This window comes from Pseudomonas sp. stari2, from assembly GCF_040760005.1.
Classification (GTDB): Bacteria; Pseudomonadota; Gammaproteobacteria; order Pseudomonadales; family Pseudomonadaceae; genus Aquipseudomonas.
In genome coordinates this window covers 6,131,186-6,147,416 of record NZ_CP099760.1, presented here as the reverse complement: position 1 = coordinate 6,147,416, position 16,231 = coordinate 6,131,186, and the positions used below count along the sequence as shown (strand labels likewise).

14 protein-coding genes are annotated in these 16,231 nt (G+C 61.0%); 5 read left to right on the top strand and 9 right to left on the bottom strand.

The features are described 5' to 3' along the window. The first annotated feature begins 73 nt into the window (after window positions 1-73). Window positions 74-499: a hypothetical protein gene (locus NH234_RS28250; RefSeq protein WP_367255075.1), complete on the top strand. Its 426-nt coding sequence runs from the start codon at window positions 74-76 to the stop codon at window positions 497-499. Here the strand turns inward: NH234_RS28250 and NH234_RS28245 are convergent. Both NH234_RS28245 and NH234_RS28240 read right to left on the bottom strand, forming a co-directional pair. Beyond that, the gene (locus NH234_RS28245) at window positions 496-1,881 is read right to left on the bottom strand and encodes a GTPase/DUF3482 domain-containing protein (protein ID WP_085731536.1); all 1,386 of its coding nucleotides are present in this window, start codon (window positions 1,879-1,881) and stop codon (window positions 496-498) included. The genes NH234_RS28250 and NH234_RS28245 overlap by 4 nt on opposite strands. Then, complete coding sequence (locus NH234_RS28240; protein ID WP_367255073.1) at window positions 1,874-3,247, bottom strand: DUF2868 domain-containing protein; 1,374 nt, start codon at window positions 3,245-3,247, stop codon at window positions 1,874-1,876. Before NH234_RS28240 ends, NH234_RS28245 begins: the two co-directional genes overlap by 8 nt. 85 nt (window positions 3,248-3,332) lie before the next feature. On the opposite strand from NH234_RS28240, the gene NH234_RS28235 reads away from it, so the two are divergent. Beyond that, complete coding sequence (locus NH234_RS28235; protein ID WP_085731538.1) at window positions 3,333-3,845, top strand: dihydrofolate reductase; 513 nt, start codon at window positions 3,333-3,335, stop codon at window positions 3,843-3,845. Between the two features lie 40 nt (window positions 3,846-3,885). Here NH234_RS28235 and NH234_RS28230 read toward each other — a convergent pair whose 3' ends face one another. Continuing rightward, a complete protein-coding gene (locus NH234_RS28230) occupies window positions 3,886-5,277 on the bottom strand; it encodes an L-cystine transporter (protein ID WP_085731539.1) in 1,392 nt (463 codons plus the stop codon). Between the two features lie 242 nt (window positions 5,278-5,519). Between NH234_RS28230 and NH234_RS28225 the strand changes: the two genes are divergently transcribed. Further along, complete coding sequence (locus tag NH234_RS28225) at window positions 5,520-6,575, top strand: phosphorylcholine phosphatase (protein ID WP_085731540.1); 1,056 nt, start codon at window positions 5,520-5,522, stop codon at window positions 6,573-6,575. Window positions 6,576-6,636: 61 nt separating this feature from the next. Here the strand turns inward: NH234_RS28225 and ilvD are convergent, their stop codons facing one another. The 6 genes from ilvD to NH234_RS28195 form a co-directional block, all read right to left on the bottom strand. After that, window positions 6,637-8,478, bottom strand: a complete 1,842-nt coding sequence (gene ilvD / locus NH234_RS28220; RefSeq protein WP_064380052.1) for a dihydroxy-acid dehydratase — start codon at window positions 8,476-8,478, stop codon at window positions 6,637-6,639. A 255-nt stretch (window positions 8,479-8,733) separates the two neighbouring features. After that, window positions 8,734-9,966, bottom strand: a complete 1,233-nt coding sequence (locus tag NH234_RS28215) for an MFS transporter (RefSeq protein WP_367255070.1) — start codon at window positions 9,964-9,966, stop codon at window positions 8,734-8,736. Next, a complete protein-coding gene (locus NH234_RS28210; RefSeq protein ID WP_085731542.1) occupies window positions 9,959-10,915 on the bottom strand; it encodes a diiron oxygenase in 957 nt (318 codons plus the stop codon). Before NH234_RS28210 ends, NH234_RS28215 begins: the two co-directional genes overlap by 8 nt. Beyond that, window positions 10,912-11,985 carry a SagB family peptide dehydrogenase gene (locus NH234_RS28205; protein WP_367255068.1) on the bottom strand — a complete coding sequence of 358 codons (1,074 nt, stop codon included), beginning with the start codon at window positions 11,983-11,985 and terminating at the stop codon, window positions 10,912-10,914. Before NH234_RS28205 ends, NH234_RS28210 begins: the two co-directional genes overlap by 4 nt. Before the next feature lie 445 nt (window positions 11,986-12,430). Then, complete coding sequence (locus NH234_RS28200; protein WP_085731544.1) at window positions 12,431-13,627, bottom strand: class I SAM-dependent rRNA methyltransferase; 1,197 nt, start codon at window positions 13,625-13,627, stop codon at window positions 12,431-12,433. Window positions 13,628-13,751: 124 nt separating this feature from the next. Then, window positions 13,752-14,291, bottom strand: coding sequence for a type 1 glutamine amidotransferase domain-containing protein (locus NH234_RS28195; RefSeq protein WP_367255066.1), 540 nt, complete (start codon window positions 14,289-14,291; stop codon window positions 13,752-13,754). A 227-nt stretch (window positions 14,292-14,518) separates the two neighbouring features. On the opposite strand from NH234_RS28195, the gene NH234_RS28190 reads away from it, so the two are divergent. Further along, window positions 14,519-15,331: an HDOD domain-containing protein gene (locus NH234_RS28190; protein ID WP_170929590.1), complete on the top strand. Its 813-nt coding sequence runs from the start codon at window positions 14,519-14,521 to the stop codon at window positions 15,329-15,331. A 28-nt stretch (window positions 15,332-15,359) separates the two neighbouring features. Beyond that, on the top strand, window positions 15,360-16,172 hold the full coding sequence (mutM, locus tag NH234_RS28185; protein ID WP_085731547.1) for a bifunctional DNA-formamidopyrimidine glycosylase/DNA-(apurinic or apyrimidinic site) lyase: 813 nt from the start codon (window positions 15,360-15,362) through the stop codon (window positions 16,170-16,172). Window positions 16,173-16,231: the final 59 nt, after the last annotated feature.

Sequence of the window (16,231 nt, the reverse complement as noted above, 5' to 3'; positions counted from 1 at the left end):
AAACCGGGAAACGGTGCATGGCGCGTGTTGCCCCCTCGGCCCAGACTGGTTTTTTTGCCGAAGGAGCGCACGGATGCGTTTTTTGAAAGTGATTGCTCGGGATCGATCGAGCAGCGGCGCGGGGCACAGTGTTCAGATGCGCTTTCATGACAGCGAACAGGATTGGCGCGAAGCGTCAGTTCGCGAAGTCGCGCAACTGCGCAGCTTCTCCAGCACCTATCTGAAATGTGCCTGGTTCAATGCGGCCGATGACGATGCGCGACATCTGCGGATCTTCGCTCTGAACCCCGGCGGCGATGGAACACCGGAGTCAGTCAGGCTGCACTTTCACGAGGGCGAAACCATCGCTTATAAAGCTGCCGTCCATGACCTGGATAACGATGGCAGCTTCGAGGTTGTCCTGTGTTCGGACGTCGACAACGACGGGCGCGCCAATCGCACGGATCGCAGCCGCGTGACGGCGCTGGTCAAACAGTTCCTCAAGGTTGGCTGGTTCTAGAGTTCGAGGACGTTGCTCACCAGCTCATCGATCTGTTCCTGACGCTGGGCCTGATTCAGCTTTGGATGCGGATTGAGCGACGACCATTGCGGGTGGGCCCGGGCGATGTTCAATGCCTCCGGCAGCTTGCCTTCGCGCCAGGTCTTGTCCTGCGGCGTCGCCACCTGAACGGTATCCATCGCTGCATGACCACGGGCATTCAGCGCTTGCAGCAGTTGCCGCTGACGCAATGCCAGCAGTCGCAATACGTTGTCGTCGACCGTCAGTTCCCGCTGCCCTTTGATCTTGCCGAGCAGGCGATTGCCGTAGCTGCGGGCGGTTTGCAGGGCGCCGCCGGCAATTGCGCCGGCCAGGGCGGCGGCGCCGAGGGTGATGCCGCCGACCAGTAAATCCACACCCGCCCCCGCGGCTGCACCGGCCGCAATCCCACCGCCGACTCGCACGCCCAGTTGCTTGAGGGTTTCCGGGTTGAACAGGTCATCGCCCCAGCGCCCGTCGAGCAGCGGCAGATCGCTGGCGGCGGCGTCTTGCGGGCGGAAGGCGTAGAGCTTGAGCAGTGCTTCGACGCATTTCTGCTCGCGTTGGCGCACGGCTTTGCGCAGTTCGCTGATGGCCTGTTGTTCCTGCTCGGCGTTGCTCGCCACACTGCGCCGGCACGCGGCGCAGTCGATCAGCAATTCGGCGATCAGGCGTGCGGCACTTTGCTCGCGGGCGAGACGTTGGGCCTGTTGATCGGCGATCAGCCGTTCAAGCTGCGGGCGGGCATTTTCCAGCAGCAACGCGAGACTTTCGTACAGCCGCCGCTCGCCATCCTCCGGCGGGGCGACGCTGTCGAAACGCACCAATGCATGCAGCCCCAGACGCGCCAGTGCTTCACGCCAGTCCGGTTCGCGGTGGTTGGCGCTGCTGACGAAATTCAGTACCGGCAGCAACGGTTTGCCGCAACTGGCCAGCACTTCCAGTTCATCACGGTACTTGGCCAGCACCGGTTCCCGGGCATCGATCACATACAGGCCGGCATCGGAATCGAGCAGTTGCCGCAGCACCTTGGCTTCCTGTTCGAAACGCTGGCGCGCTTCGCTGCCATCGAGAAACCGCGCCAGCCGCGCAGGACCGTCGAGGCGTTCGCCGGGCCGTTCCAGGCGCTCGAGAAAATCCAGCAGGGCGATGGCGTCTTCCAGGCCCGGTGTGTCGTAGAGGTCAAGCAACGGCTCGCCATCCACCGACAACCGCGCGCCTTCGACATGCCGCGTGGTGCTTGGGCGATGGGAGACTTCGCCGAAGCCGACGTCGCGGGTCAGGGTGCGCAACAGCGAAGTCTTGCCGACGTTGGTGTGGCCGACCACCGCCAGTTTCAGCGGCGCTTTCCAGGCATCAGTCATGTCCGTGCTCCAGCCAGTTCAACGGGGCGCAATCGGCAAACGGCAGCTCCAGTTGTTGCAGCGCAACATGCCAGTCGCCGAGGCGTTCGGCGTCCAGTGCTTGTCCTTGCGGCGCCTGCAATAGCCAGACGCGGGTGGCTGCGGCATTGCGCGCCAGCTCGGCAATCAGCGCCAGGCTGCCGCGATCCGGCGAACGCCGTGGGTCGCAGGCAATCGCGAGGCGCGCCGGCGGAAAACGGCTGAGCTGTTCGAGCAGTTTGTTGCGCGATTCACGGCTGTCGAGGATGCCGGCGTTGCTGACGTTTTTTGGCAGCGTCGGCGGCCATGGGTGTTGATCGTCTAGTTCGATCGCCACCAGCAACGCGCCGTTGCTGGCGTGTTCGCCGACGGTGCTTTCGACGTGGTGCAATTGCGCAGGCTCGGGGTCGGTGATGCCGAGGCGTTCGCTGGTCGGCATCAGGCGTTCGCGCAGTTGGGCGTAACCGGGCAGGTTCAGGTCCAGACGCAATGCGGCTTTGCCGCTGTTCCAGCGCCAGAAGCAGAACAGCGCCAACAGCAGGCGCGGCAGCACGCCGTACACCACCATCACGCCGACCAGCCAGGTCGCCCAGGCCTGACGGGCGCTTTCGATGTTCAGCGCGGTGTCGCCGCTGGCGCGGATCATGTCCACAGTCGGCACGTTGAAACCCAGCAACGCCGGCAATGCGCCGAGGGCCTGAGTCATGTTGATGAACGTGTCGGCGCTGAGAATCGTGGTTTCCCAGACGAAGCCGTAGCGACGGGTCGCCATCAGCGTCAGCAGCAATACCAGCGCGCTGAACATCGCCAGCAACCACAGTCCATTGACCAGCGTACCGAGCGCCCAACGATTGAGTTTCTGGCGTTGCAGCATCAACAGCAGGGCCGGCGCCATTTGCGCAGCCTTGGCGTCGCGGGCGAGTTTTTCACTGAGCCACAACCACAAGCGGCCAAGAGTGGCGCCATGTTCGCCAGCGAAGATCAGCCCAAGCGCCCAGCTCAACAGCAGAATCAGATTCAGCCCGAGCAGGCTGCCCAGGGCCCAGAACACATTGACCGGCGTCTGGCCCAGTGCGGCGAAGGCCAGACCCGCGCCGCTCAATACGGCGAGGATCGCCAGTAACACCAGCGCCAGGCGTGCGCCTTGCAGCCAGTGCCTGAGCGCAGAGTTCAGCCCATCGCGCTCGGCCAGCCACAGGGCGCGGCGCTGAATGCGTCCCGGCAGATCGCCGCCGGCCGCGCGGGCCAGGCGATTGGCTTCCTGATCGTCCAGCGGGCCTGCGTGTTCTTCGCGCAGGCGCACGGTTTCGGTGAGCCAGAGGTTTTGCAGTGAAGTCAGTTCAGTCACGCGGCATCCCGTTGCTTGATTGAGCCGTGAGCATAACCGCTGTGGCGCTTATCGGGGTAAGCGCGGCTCTGGTATCCTCGCCGGCATGACTAAATCACTCCCCCTCAGCCTGATCGCAGCCCTCGGTGAAAACCGTGTGATCGGCGTCGATAACAGCATGCCCTGGCACCTGCCGGGGGACTTCAAATACTTCAAGGCCACGACGCTCGGAAAGCCGATCATCATGGGTCGCAAGACCTGGGATTCGCTGGGTCGTCCGTTGCCGGGCCGTTTGAACATCGTAGTCAGCCGTCAGCAGGATCTGGTGCTGGCAGGTGCGGAAGTCTATCCGTCGCTGGAAGCTGCCGTGGTTCGTGCCGAAGAGTGGGCGAAAGAGCAGGGCGTCGACGAGTTGATGCTGATTGGCGGGGCGCAACTGTATGCGCAAGGGCTGGCACAGGCGGATCGTTTGTATCTGACCCGTGTGGCGCTGAGCCCGGAAGGGGATGCGTGGTTTCCGGAGTTCGATCTGAATCAGTGGAAACTGGTGTCGAATGTGCCGAATCCGGCTGAAGGCGACAAACCGGCTTACCACTTCGAAGTCTGGGAAAAAGCCTGAATCTGTGGCGAGGGAGCTCGCTCCCTCGCCACAGCGTCAATCAAGCCTGAACAAGCTCCGCATGCTCATCGGCATCCAGCAGGGCCTTGTCGGTCTGCTGCATCACCTGGCTGGTAATCGCGCCAGCGGTGATCGAACCACTCACGTTCAGCGCCGTACGACCCATGTCGATCAGCGGCTCGACCGAAATCAGCAACGCCACCAGCGAAACCGGCAAGCCCATGGCCGGCAGCACGATCAGCGCGGCGAAGGTCGCGCCGCCGCCCACGCCCGCCACACCGGCCGAACTCAGGGTCACGATCGCCACCAGCGTCGCGATCCACAGCGGATCCAGCGGGTTGATGCCGACGGTTGGCGCAACCATCACTGCCAACATTGCCGGGTACAGACCGGCGCAGCCGTTCTGGCCGATGGTCGCGCCGAACGAGGCGGCGAAGCTTGCCACCGATTGCGGAATGCCCAGACGACGGGTCTGCGCTTCGATGCTCAGCGGGATGCTTGCGGCGCTGGAGCGGCTGGTGAAGGCGAAGGTCAGCACCGGCCAGATCTTGCGGAAGAAGCGCAGCGGGTTGATCCCGGCCGCCGACACCAGCAAGCCATGCACCACGAACATCAGGCCCAGACCGAGGTACGACACCACGACGAAACTGCCGAGCTTGATGATGTCCTGCAGGTTGGAACCGGCCACCACTTTGGTCATCAGCGCCAGCACGCCGTACGGGGTCAGCTTCATCACCAGGCGCACCAGACGCATCACCCAGGCTTGCAGGGTGTCGATGGCGTTGATCACTTTCTGACCTTTCTCGGCGTCATCCTTGAGCAGTTGCAGCGCAGCAACCCCCATGAACGCGGCAAAGATCACCACGCTGATGATCGACGTCGGTTTGGCCCGGGCCAGGTCGGCGAACGGGTTCTGCGGGATGAACGACAGCAGCAGTTGTGGCACGTTAAGGTCAGCGACCTTGCCGGCGTAGTCGGTTTGAATGGTTTGCAGACGGGCCATTTCCTGAGTACCGGCGACCAGGCCTTCGGCGGTCAGGCCGAACAGGTTGGTCAGGCCGATGCCGATCAGCGCCGCAATCGCCGTGGTGAACAGCAGCGTGCCTATGGTCAGGAAGCTGATCTTGCCCAGCGAAGAGGCGTTGTGCAGGCGGGCCACCGCGCTGAGGATCGAGGCGAACACCAGCGGGATCACGATCATCTGCAGCAGCTGCACGTAACCGTTGCCCACCAGATCGAACCAGCCGATCGAGGCTTTCAGCACCGGGTTGCCGGCACCGTAGATCGTGTGCAGCGCGACGCCGAACGCCACGCCCAGCACCAGGGCGAGCAGGACTTTTTTCGCCAGGCTCCACGAGGTGTGGCGGGTTTGCGCCAGACCGAAGAGCAGGGCGAGGAACACCAGCAGGTTGAGAATCAGCGGCAGATTCATGAGTTCTCCAGAAAAGACTTTGCCAACAGCCTTCCGGGGCTGCTGCGAACCGGCAAGCCTAACAGTTTGATTTCCAATGAATTAATACCGAAATTGAAGGTCGTCCGTCGTTTTTGGAATAAGCGTGTGTCGCTCTCGGGGATGCAGCTGGCGCAAAAGGGACGAGGACGGTCGCTGACAGACGGGAACTGTCACACTGATTTGTTAGCGTCGATCTCTTTCAAACCGGGGAGAAACGCAGAATGAAGTTCGCACCTAAAATGCTGGCTGCCGCACTCTGCTTCGGCCTTGTTGGCCAAGCGTTCGCCACTGACCTGAAACACTGGCCGGCGGATCAGGCCAAGGCGCTGGACGCGATGATCGCGGCCAACGCCAACAAGGGTAACTACGCGGTGTTCGACATGGACAACACCAGTTACCGCTACGACCTCGAAGAGTCGCTGCTGCCGTTCATGGAAAACAAGGGCCTGATCACCCGTGACAAGCTCGACCCGTCGCTGAAGCTGATTCCGTTCAAGGACACCGCCGACCACAAGGAAAGCCTGTTCAGCTACTACTACCGCCTCTGCGAAGTCGACGACATGGTCTGCTACCCATGGGTGGCGCAGGTGTTCTCCGGCTTCACCCTCAAGGAGCTCAAAGGCTACGTCGACGAACTGATGGCCTCGGGCAAACCGGTACCGGCGACCTATTACGAAGGCGATGTGGTCAAGAACATCGACGTGCAGCCGCCGAAAGTCTTCACCGGTCAGGCCGAGTTGTACAACAAATTGATGGAGAACGGTATCGAGGTCTACGTGATGACCGCCGCCTCCGAAGAACTGGTGCGCATGGTCGCGGCCGATCCGAAGTATGGCTACAACGTCAAACCGCAGAACGTGATCGGCGTGACCACGTTGCTGAAGAACCGCGAGACCGGCGAACTGACCACTGCGCGCAAGCAGATCACTGCCGGCAAGTATGACGAAAAGGCCAACCTCGGCCTGGAACTGACACCTTACTTGTGGACCCCGGCGACCTGGATGGCCGGCAAGCACGCGGCGATCCTGACCTACATCGACGAGTGGAAAAAACCGGTACTGGTGGGCGGCGACACCCCGAGCAGCGACGGCTACATGCTGTTCCACAGCGTTGACGTGGCCAAGGGCGGCATTCACCTGTGGGTCAACCGCAAGGACAAGTACATGACCCAGCTCAACGGCATGATGGCCAAGCACGCGGCGGCCCAGGCGAAAGAAGGTTTGCCGGTGACGGCGGACAAGAACTGGGTGATCGTGAAGCCGGAAGAGATTCAGTAAGCCTCAAGGCAAAAAAATGCCCCGCACCTGGCGGGGCATTTTTATGCGCGACGGCTAAGTATCACAGGCCGTCGAGCATCGCCTTGTTACGCACCGCACCCTTGTCGGCGCTGGTTGCCAGCAGGGCGTAGGCCTTGAGGGCGGTGGTCACTTTGCGTGGACGCTTCTCGACCGGTTTCCAGCCCTTCTTGTCCTGCTCGACCCGACGTGCCGCCAGTTCTTCGTCGCTGATCAACAGGTTGATCGAGCGGTTCGGGATGTCGATCAGCACCTTGTCACCGTCCTGCACCAGACCGATCGCGCCGCCGGCCGCAGCCTCTGGCGAAGCGTGGCCGATGGACAGACCGGAGGTACCGCCGGAGAAACGGCCATCGGTCAGCAAGGCGCAGGCTTTGCCCAGACCTTTGGATTTCAGGTACGACGTCGGGTAGAGCATTTCCTGCATGCCCGGGCCGCCTTTCGGGCCTTCGTAGCGAATGATGACGATGTCGCCTTCCTTCACTTCGTCGGCAAGGATGCCGCGTACGGCACTGTCCTGGCTTTCGAAGATCTTCGCGTTGCCTTCGAAGACGTGGATCGACTCGTCGACACCGGCGGTTTTCACCACGCAGCCGTCCAGGGCGATGTTGCCGTACAGCACGGCCAGGCCGCCTTCTTTCGAATAGGCGTGCTCAAAGCTGCGGATGCAACCGTTTTCACGGTCGTCGTCCAGGGTTTCCCAGCGGGTCGACTGGCTGAACGCGGTTTGCGTCGGAATGCCGGCCGGGCCTGCCTTGAAGAAATGGTGCACGGCTTCATCGTCGGTCTGGGTGATATCCCACTTGGCGATGGCTTCTTCCATGCTGCGGCTGTGCACGGTGGGCAGGTCGGTGTGCAGCAGACCGCCACGGGCCAGCGAACCGAGAATGCTGAAGATGCCGCCGGCGCGGTGCACGTCTTCCATGTGGTACTTCTGGATGTTCGGCGCGACCTTGCACAGTTGCGGCACCTTGCGCGACAGGCGATCGATGTCGCGCAGGTCGAAGTCGATCTCGGCTTCCTGTGCGGCGGCCAGCAAGTGCAGGATGGTGTTGGTCGAACCGCCCATGGCGATGTCGAGCATCATCGCGTTCTCGAACGCCTTGAAGTTGGCAATGTTGCGCGGCAGTACCGACTCGTCGTTCTCGCCATAATAGCGTTTGCACAGTTCGACGATGGTACGGCCGGCCTGCAGGAACAGCTGTTCGCGGTCGCTGTGGGTGGCCAGGGTCGAACCGTTGCCCGGCAATGCGAGGCCCAGGGCTTCGGTCAGGCAGTTCATCGAGTTGGCGGTGAACATGCCGGAGCACGAACCGCAGGTCGGGCAGGCGCTGCGCTCGTACTCGGCAACCTTCTCGTCAGAAGCGCTGGAGTCGGCGGCGATGACCATGGCGTCGACGAGGTCGAGACCGTGGCTGGCCAGTTTGGTCTTGCCGGCTTCCATCGGGCCGCCGGAAACGAAGATCACCGGGATGTTCAGGCGCAGGGCGGCCATCAGCATGCCCGGGGTGATCTTGTCGCAGTTGGAGATGCAGACGATGGCATCGGCACAGTGGGCATTGACCATGTATTCGACGGAGTCGGCGATGATCTCGCGGCTCGGCAACGAATACAGCATGCCGTCGTGGCCCATGGCGATGCCGTCGTCCACGGCAATGGTGTTGAATTCTTTCGCCACGCCACCGGCGCGTTCGATTTCACGGGCAACCAGCTGGCCCAGGTCCTTCAGGTGCACGTGGCCCGGTACGAACTGGGTGAAGGAGTTGGCAATGGCGATGATCGGCTTCTTGAAGTCGTCATCCTTCATCCCGGTGGCGCGCCACAGTGCGCGGGCGCCGGCCATGTTGCGGCCGTGGGTGGATGTTTTCGAGCGGTAATCTGGCATGGAGCACTCCGGGCGGCTAATCAGGTATCAAAAGGGAGTGAGCTTCTATTGACGTCTGGAACACTCAGAAATGGCCGTGTGTCCTGAAGTTGCCGATGACGTTGCGGGATCGCCGCTGGTCTCAGCCTGAGCTCATAAACCCGCCGGGGATGAATGGCGATGAATCTCGCGATTCTACACCGCTGGCGTCAGGAGGGAATGGCGCAAAACGTTGTTCCAGTGCTGACGCCGCGTGCGGAATGACGACCGGCAGGTTCAATCGCCACCCGGCTGTGCGATGGCGTCGGCTTGCAAGACTCTGGCGCGACGGCTGATCCGGTTGTTCAAGGCGAGCGCCACACCACTGAGCAAGACAAAGGCGTAACCCAGGGTGGATTGCAGATTGGCCGGGCTCAGGCTGATCAAAGCGCTGATCAACCCGCCGCAGATGAAGGTGATCGTGCTGCCGGCCGAGGCCGAGGTGCCGGCGTTGTCCGCAAACAGGCTCATGGCCCTGGAGGTGGCGGCCGGCCGGGCAATGGTGGTGCCGGCGGTGCAGATCAGCATCGGGATCAGCACTGTCGCTGGAGCCAGAGCAAAACTCGACGACAAGTACAACATGGTCACGCCGGCGAACAGGATCAGGCTCAGACCGACGACCATCTGTTGGCCGCTGCTGATGCGCCTGCTCAGCACGCTGGCGAGAATGCCTCCGGTGACGTAAGCCGCACCGTAGATCAGCAGGATCAAGGAGAACTCGTAGGCGGACAATTGCAGCCGGTCCATGAAGATCAGCGGCGATATCACGATGAATGAAAAGTGGCAGGCGAACGCAAATGCCGAAATCAGCCAGTAGCCGACGAAGTCGAAATCCCCCAGCACCCGTCGGTAAGCCGTGAGGAAGTTCGTGCGTGTGCCACGGGTGGTCGGTCGGCTGTTTTCCAGAAACAGCCAGGCCTTGAGCAGTACCACGGCCGATAATGCGATGAACACCCAGAAGCTGCCACGCCAGCCCAGGGTTGCCTGCAGGAAAGTACCGACAAGAGGCGATACCGAGATGAAAATCCCGCCGGCGGTGACCATCAGGATTCGCAGACGATCGCGTTCCTCGCCTTCGAACAGATCCTGGACCAGCGCCTGGGACAGCACGAAGCAACCGCAGCCCAGCGCCTGCACGACCCGGAACATCAGGAACAGCGAATAGTCAGTGGTCATTACACAGCCGAGGGCGCCGAGCATTGAAACGCTCATGCCGGCGAGCAGCAGGCCCTTGCGCCCGATTACATCCGACAGTGGTCCGATCAGCAACTGGGCGAAGGCGATGCCGACGGCGAACAGGCTGATTGACAGCGCGATGTCGGCCGGGGCGCTGCGAAAGTGCTCGGCCAGCGCCGGAAATGAAGGCAGCACGACATCCAGCGGAAAAACACCCAGCAATACCATCGCCAGCAACAGGCTGACGGCCCCGCGACGCTGTCGGGTCGTCACCCCGGATTTTCCTTTACCCATCGATCAATCCTGCCCTGGCGAAAAGTATCTGGTTGTAAGGTTCGGCGAAAAATCCGGCCTTCCTCAGTGCATTCAATGTGGCGATGCCGCCTGTCCGGGCACGTCGTCGGGAGGCTTGTGCTGTTGTCAGGCTGTCGAGTATTTCCAGCACGGCACCGTCGGCAATCCCGGTGGCGCACAGGCTTTGCCGCAGCCACTGTTCATCGGTTTCGAAGAAAATCCCGAAGATCTCGAGCAGGGTGGTGGCGGCGAAAGCTCGTTGCTGCGGTCCCAGATGCAGCCAGAGGTAATGGAACACTTCAGTGAAGTAGCGACTGTGGCGCGCCTCGTCGGTGAGGTGATCGCGCAGCATGTCGTTGACCCCGGACACCAGGCTGTCCCGGCAGACGTCGAGCAGTTCCCGGGCAATGATGGTTTCCGAGACGAAGCCGAGCAGAAACCATGTCAGCGGTCGCTGCTCCGGAAGGGTTTCGTCGATCAGCCTGATCATGCGAGTGATCCGCCTGGGCACCACCGGGCGCCCGGTGATGCCGTAGAACCTGGCGATCTGTTCCGCGACCTGATGGGAAAACAGGGCGTGGTAGCCCTCATCGGTGTAGAGCTGCAGCGCGGCGGTTTTCATGGGCGGCGGAACATCGACCGGCAGTTCGCCGTGGACGATGACTTCCACGGCGCGATTGACGATGCGGTGTTCGAGCAGGGTGGTGTAGTCGAGAAAGTGCACCAGATGATTGGCCGTGAGCCGGTGCACCACCAAGCGGCCTGCGGCTTCGATGGCCGGGTGGGCGAGGTAAGGCAGAAATGCCGGCGGGAACCAGTGACGGGTTTCCAGTTGTTGCGCTATATCAGCCGGCAAGCGGTAATCGTGGGTACTGGTTCGCACGGATGCGCGAGTGCTCCAGTCACCCAGCGAAAACTCGAAGAGCGGGGCCTGGGAGAGCAGGCTCATGCTGGCGTCTCACGCAGCAGGTCGCGCATTTCCTGGCACATCGCCTGACCGTCGCTTTCTCCGCAACCGACGAAGAACAGCGGTTGCTCGGTACCGTTCTGAAGTTGCAGCAATGTTTCAACCTGATCGTCGGCGAATGCGCCTGTCAGCCAGGTATTCATACCTAGCGCGGTGGCAACCAATTGAAACGTCTGTGAAAGATGCCCGGCTTCGACGAACGCCATTCGATAGGCGCGTGAGTGCGGGTATTTCCACCAGAGCCTGTCGAAACGGGCGGTGATGAACAGGCCCAGTGGCAGGTTGTTGATGAAGTGCTGGCCTCCCAGCAGATTGCCCGGCGCTGTGTCGGGCAAGGGGTTGACGAAACTCAGGGCGTGTTCGACCGGGTGATAGGCGTATACGCCGGGTGGTAGTCCGTCGACGTTCTGCACCAGCACAAAACCGGCGCAGGCATTGAGGCCGCCCCCGGAAGGGCTGCTGCGCCGCGCATCAAGCCCTTCGGCGATGCTGTCGTCACCGTCGGCTTCGCGTTCTCGCAGGTAACCGAGGGACAGGTATAGCAAGGTGCCGACGTCGCCCAGCGACACCGCGGCGCCGGTGAAGGATCGGCAGGTCTTTCGCCGGATCAGTGAACCCGACAGGCTGTCGTCAGTCGGTGCCATCGGCGGGGGCAGGGCGATGAGTGCGTTCGGGCCGGTGTCTGCAGGGACGTCCGCCGGAGGCGAAGTGGCAAGTACAGTGTTGCAGTGTTCGAGGTATTGCCTGGACCATTCCTGAACATTTCGGGGCGTGTGTTCGCAGGGAATATTCCGGGTACCGATATGGTAGATTCTGGACAGTTCATCCCAGCCCCAGACCGGCGCTGCGATTTTTGAAGAAGTCAGTATTCCTGCATTTAAAAGTTTTGTGTCTATTGTGTTGTCGCTGTCATATGAAGCCGGCTCGTGAATAAGTTGTGCCAGTCGAGAAGAGTATTCAAAATCAAGTTCGTGCTGAGTATGGTCTTTGTAGTTCCAGACTATCTGGCCGGGCGTTCGTGGCAGTATGAATAAATAAGGATTTATATGCATGTTGGGGCACGCTGCTCTGGATGAGTGTTTTGCCAGAGGCGCTGGGTAGCCGGCATACCCAGCGCCAACTTTACTTAGCGGGCTTTAGGTGCGACCAGAAAAGCCAGGTTTGCGAGGGTGCGGGATTCCAGAGTAATTGCTTTCATGATTGAACTCCTTGTTCGTTGGTGCTTCGTGATTAGTTTGTGCCACCTTCGTGGTGACGACTTAATAATAGTTTGTAATGGATTAATCGCAAGCAAATATTAAGTAGGAATAATCCAGTAATTTTGTCGGAGTGATCTTTGGCTGAAAGTAAGTGTGTAAGTTAAATTCCAGTAAATAAAATATTTAAGGAAATATCCTGCACGTCGGCAAGACGATCAATGTAGGAAAGCAAAGAGCAAGACAAAAAGAAGGGGAGCCCGTGGGCTCCCCTTTCGATAGCGTCAATGCCGTGCGTCTGTCAGCTGTTGGGCAGCAGACGGCAGGTGATGCTCTTGATGTAGCGGGTTTCGGGAATGGCCGGGTGCACCGGATGATCCGGGCCTTGACCGCCGCGTTCCAGCAACTGGATGTTGCGATCCAGGTGACGGGCGCTGGTCAGCAGGATGTTCTGCAGATCGTCTTCCGGCAGGTGCATCGAGCACGAAGCGCTGACCAGGATGCCGTCCTTGTTGAGCAGGCGCATGGCTTGCTCGTTCAGGCGGCGGTAGGCGCCTTCACCATTTTTCATGTCCTTCTTGCGTTTGATGAACGCAGGCGGATCGGCCACGATCACGTCGAAGCGCTCTTCGCTGGCCTTGAGCTCCTTCAGGGCTTCGAAGACGTCGCCTTCGATGCAGGTCATCTTGTCGGCGAAACCGTTCAGCGCGGCATTGCGCTCCACACCGTCGAGGGCGAAGCCCGATGCGTCGACGCAGAACACTTCGCTGGCACCGAATGCGGCGGCTTGGACGCCCCAGCCACCGATGTAGCTGTACAGGTCCAGCACGCGTTTGCCCTTGGCGTAAGGGGCGAGGCGGGCGCGGTTCATGCGGTGATCGTAGAACCAGCCGGTTTTCTGACCTTGAACGACTGGTGCTTCGAATTTCACGCCGTTCTCTTCCAGCGCCACCCACTCCGGCACCACGCCGAAGACGGTTTCGGTGTAACGCTCGAGGCCTTCGGCATCGCGGGCGGCGGAGTCGTTCTTGAACAGGATGCCGCTTGGCTTGAGCACTTGGGTGAGCGCCGCGATCACGTCATCTTTATGGGCTTCCATGGTCGCCGAAGCGAGTTGCACCACGAGGATGTCGCCGAAACGGTCGACCACCAGACCCGGCAGCAGGTCGGAATCGCCGTAGACCAGACGATAGAACGGTTTGTCGAACAGGCGCTGACGCAGGGAAAGGGCCACGTTCAGGCGGTGCACCAGCAGCGACTTGTCCAGCGGCAGCTTGATGTCGCGCGACAGCAGGCGGGCGCAGATCAGGTTGTTCGGGCTCATGGCCACGATGCCCAGCGGCTTGCCGCCGGCGGCTTCGAGGATCGCCTGGTCGCCGGCCTTGAAGCCGTGCAACGGGGTGGCGGCCACGTCGATTTCGTTGCTGTAGACCCACAGATGGCCGGCGCGCAGGCGACGGTCGGCGTTGGCTTTGAGGCGCAAGCTAGGCAGGGACATGACGTCGCTCCGAAAAAAAGAGCGGGAGTATACCGTGTTGCGCCTTATGCCGGGTCTGGCGTGCGATGAAACGCGGCGGACCTCGTTACAAGCAGGCCCACCCCCGTGTCCACCCGCTTGTGCTCTATGCCGACAGCGCGTCAATCAGCGCTTTGCTGAATGCCGGAATATCGTCCGGTTGGCGGCTGCTGATCAGGTTGCCGTCTTTTACGACTTTCTGATCTACCCAGTTCACCCCCGCATTGACCAGATCGTCCTTGACGGTCTTGTAGCTGGTCATGGTCTTGCCATTGACCAGCCCGGCCGAAATCAGCAGCCAGCTACCGTGACAGATCACCGCGATCGGTTTGCCGGCGGAGGCACCGGTCTTGACCAGATGTTGCGCGTCCTGGTCGATGCGGATGGTGTCAGAGTTCTGCACGCCGCCCGGGAGCACCACGGCGTCGTACTGATCGATGCTTGCGCCCTGGAAAGTCTGGTCGACCTTGAAGTCGTCCGCAGGTTTATCGTGGTTCCAGCCTTTGACGCTGCCGGTTTCGGCGGAGAGGATGTCAACCTGCGCTCCAGCCTGCTCGAGTGCCTGTTTGGGACCGGTCAGTTCAACTTGCTCGAAACCATCGGTTACCAGAAAAGCGACGCGCTTGCTGCCGAGAGAATTTGCCATCGTTAAGCTCCTGAGTCTGTTGGGATTACTGCCCGAGACAGATGGAGAACTGTTCCGGGCACTACAGATTCCGAAGGCTGGGGAAAAGTGAAAGTTCCTGCGAATTGCCCACTGGTGTGTCGTGCGTCGGTTTTTAGAGGTTAGAATCGCCGCCTGTCCCAGAGTGTGTACTTATGTCCCAAGAGCTGACCACCGAACAGATTCAACAGTCCCTGCAAGGCATCAGCGTGCCCGCGCAGCCGCAGATCATGGTGGATCTGCAAATGGAGCAATACATGCCCGACCCGGACCTGGAGACGATCGCCAAGCTGATCTCCCAGGATCCCGGCCTTTCCGGCTCGCTGCTGAAAATCGTCAACTCGCCGTATTACGGCCTGAGCAACAAGATCACCTCGATCAAGCGCGCGGTGAACCTGCTGGGCAGCCGTTCGATCATCAATCTGATCAACGCCATGTCGATCAAGGGCGAGATGAACGACGACACCATCGTCACCCTGAACCGTTTCTGGGACACCGCTCAGGACGTGGCCATGACCTGCCTGACCCTGGCCAAGCGCGTCGGCACCGAGGCGAGCGACGAGGCTTACGCCTTGGGTCTGTTCCACGACTGCGGTGTGCCGCTGATGCTTCAGCGTTTCCCGGATTACATGAAGACACTCGAACAGGCTTATGCCAACGCGGGTGCCGAACGCCGGGTCGTGGACACCGAGAACGATGTCTACAACACCAACCACTCGGTGGTCGGTTACTACACCGCCAAGTCCTGGCGCCTGCCGGAGCATGTCAGCGCGGCCATCGCCAATCACCACAACGCCATGGCGATCTTCAGCGACGAGACTTCGCGTAACAGCCAGATGAAAAACCTGCTGGCGATCCTGAAAATGGCCGAGCACATCTGCGCGTCTTACCGGGTGCTGGGCAACCAGAGCGAAGACTTCGAGTGGCAGGCCGTCGGGCCGCTGGTGCTTGAGTACATCGGCCTCTCGGATTACGACTTCGAAACGTTGAAGCAGACAATCCGCGAACTTGGCGCGCACTGATTAAGGAAGCTGATGATTCGAGGAATCCATGCCTGAACTGCCGGAAGTCGAAACCACCCGCCGCGGCATCGCCCCGCACCTGGAAGGCCAGCGCGTCAGCCGGGTGATCGTGCGTGACCGGCGGCTGCGCTGGCCGATTCCCGAAGACCTCGATGTGCGCCTGTCCGGGCAGCGCATCGTGCTGGTCGAGCGGCGCGCCAAGTACCTGCTGATCAATGCCGAAGTCGGCACACTGATCAGCCATCTGGGCATGTCGGGCAATTTGCGATTGGTGGAGGTCGGAATGCCGGCAGCCAAGCATGAGCATGTGGATATCGAACTGGAATCCGGCCTGGCCCTGCGCTACACCGATCCGCGACGGTTCGGGGCGATGCTCTGGAGCAACGATCCACTCAATCACGAATTGCTGATTCGCCTGGGGCCGGAGCCGTTGACCGATCTGTTCGATGGCGAACGGTTGTTTCAGCTGTCACGCGGACGGTCGATGGCGGTCAAGCCGTTCATCATGGACAACGCGGTGGTGGTGGGGGTCGGCAATATTTACGCGACAGAAGCACTGTTCGCCGCCGGCATCGATCCGCGCCGTGAAGCCAAGGGTATTTCCCGGGCGCGTTATCTGAAGCTGGCGATCGAGATCAAACGCATCCTCGCCGCCGCCATCGAACGTGGCGGTACCACGTTGCGCGACTTTATTGGTGGTGACGGGCAGCCGGGGTATTTCCAGCAGGAGCTGTTTGTCTACGGTCGCGGTGGCGAACACTGCAAGGTCTGCGGCACAGGCCTGCGGGAAGTGAAGCTGGGCCAGCGGGCCAGTGTCTTCTGTCCGCGCTGCCAGACCTGACGAAAAGCTGAAAAAGTCCTACGGTCTATAGTGAGTTGTCTCACTGTTCAGCCCGAAGG

Bases quoted from the DNA above. Each gene is read 5' to 3' on its own strand.
- NH234_RS28250 (WP_367255075.1), top strand. From the start codon at position 74: ATGCGTTTTTTGAAAGTGATTGCTCGGGATCGATCGAGCAGCGGCGCG.
- NH234_RS28245 (WP_085731536.1), bottom strand. From the start codon at position 1,881: ATGACTGATGCCTGGAAAGCGCCGCTGAAACTGGCGGTGGTCGGCCAC.
- NH234_RS28235 (WP_085731538.1), top strand. From the start codon at position 3,333: ATGACTAAATCACTCCCCCTCAGCCTGATCGCAGCCCTCGGTGAAAAC.
- NH234_RS28230 (WP_085731539.1), bottom strand. From the start codon at position 5,277: ATGAATCTGCCGCTGATTCTCAACCTGCTGGTGTTCCTCGCCCTGCTC.
- NH234_RS28225 (WP_085731540.1), top strand. From the start codon at position 5,520: ATGAAGTTCGCACCTAAAATGCTGGCTGCCGCACTCTGCTTCGGCCTT.
- ilvD (WP_064380052.1), bottom strand. From the start codon at position 8,478: ATGCCAGATTACCGCTCGAAAACATCCACCCACGGCCGCAACATGGCC.
- NH234_RS28215 (WP_367255070.1), bottom strand. From the start codon at position 9,966: ATGGGTAAAGGAAAATCCGGGGTGACGACCCGACAGCGTCGCGGGGCC.
- NH234_RS28210 (WP_085731542.1), bottom strand. From the start codon at position 10,915: ATGAGCCTGCTCTCCCAGGCCCCGCTCTTCGAGTTTTCGCTGGGTGAC.
- NH234_RS28205 (WP_367255068.1), bottom strand. From the start codon at position 11,985: ATGCATATAAATCCTTATTTATTCATACTGCCACGAACGCCCGGCCAG.
- NH234_RS28200 (WP_085731544.1), bottom strand. From the start codon at position 13,627: ATGTCCCTGCCTAGCTTGCGCCTCAAAGCCAACGCCGACCGTCGCCTG.
- NH234_RS28195 (WP_367255066.1), bottom strand. From the start codon at position 14,291: ATGGCAAATTCTCTCGGCAGCAAGCGCGTCGCTTTTCTGGTAACCGAT.
- mutM (WP_085731547.1), top strand. From the start codon at position 15,360: ATGCCTGAACTGCCGGAAGTCGAAACCACCCGCCGCGGCATCGCCCCG.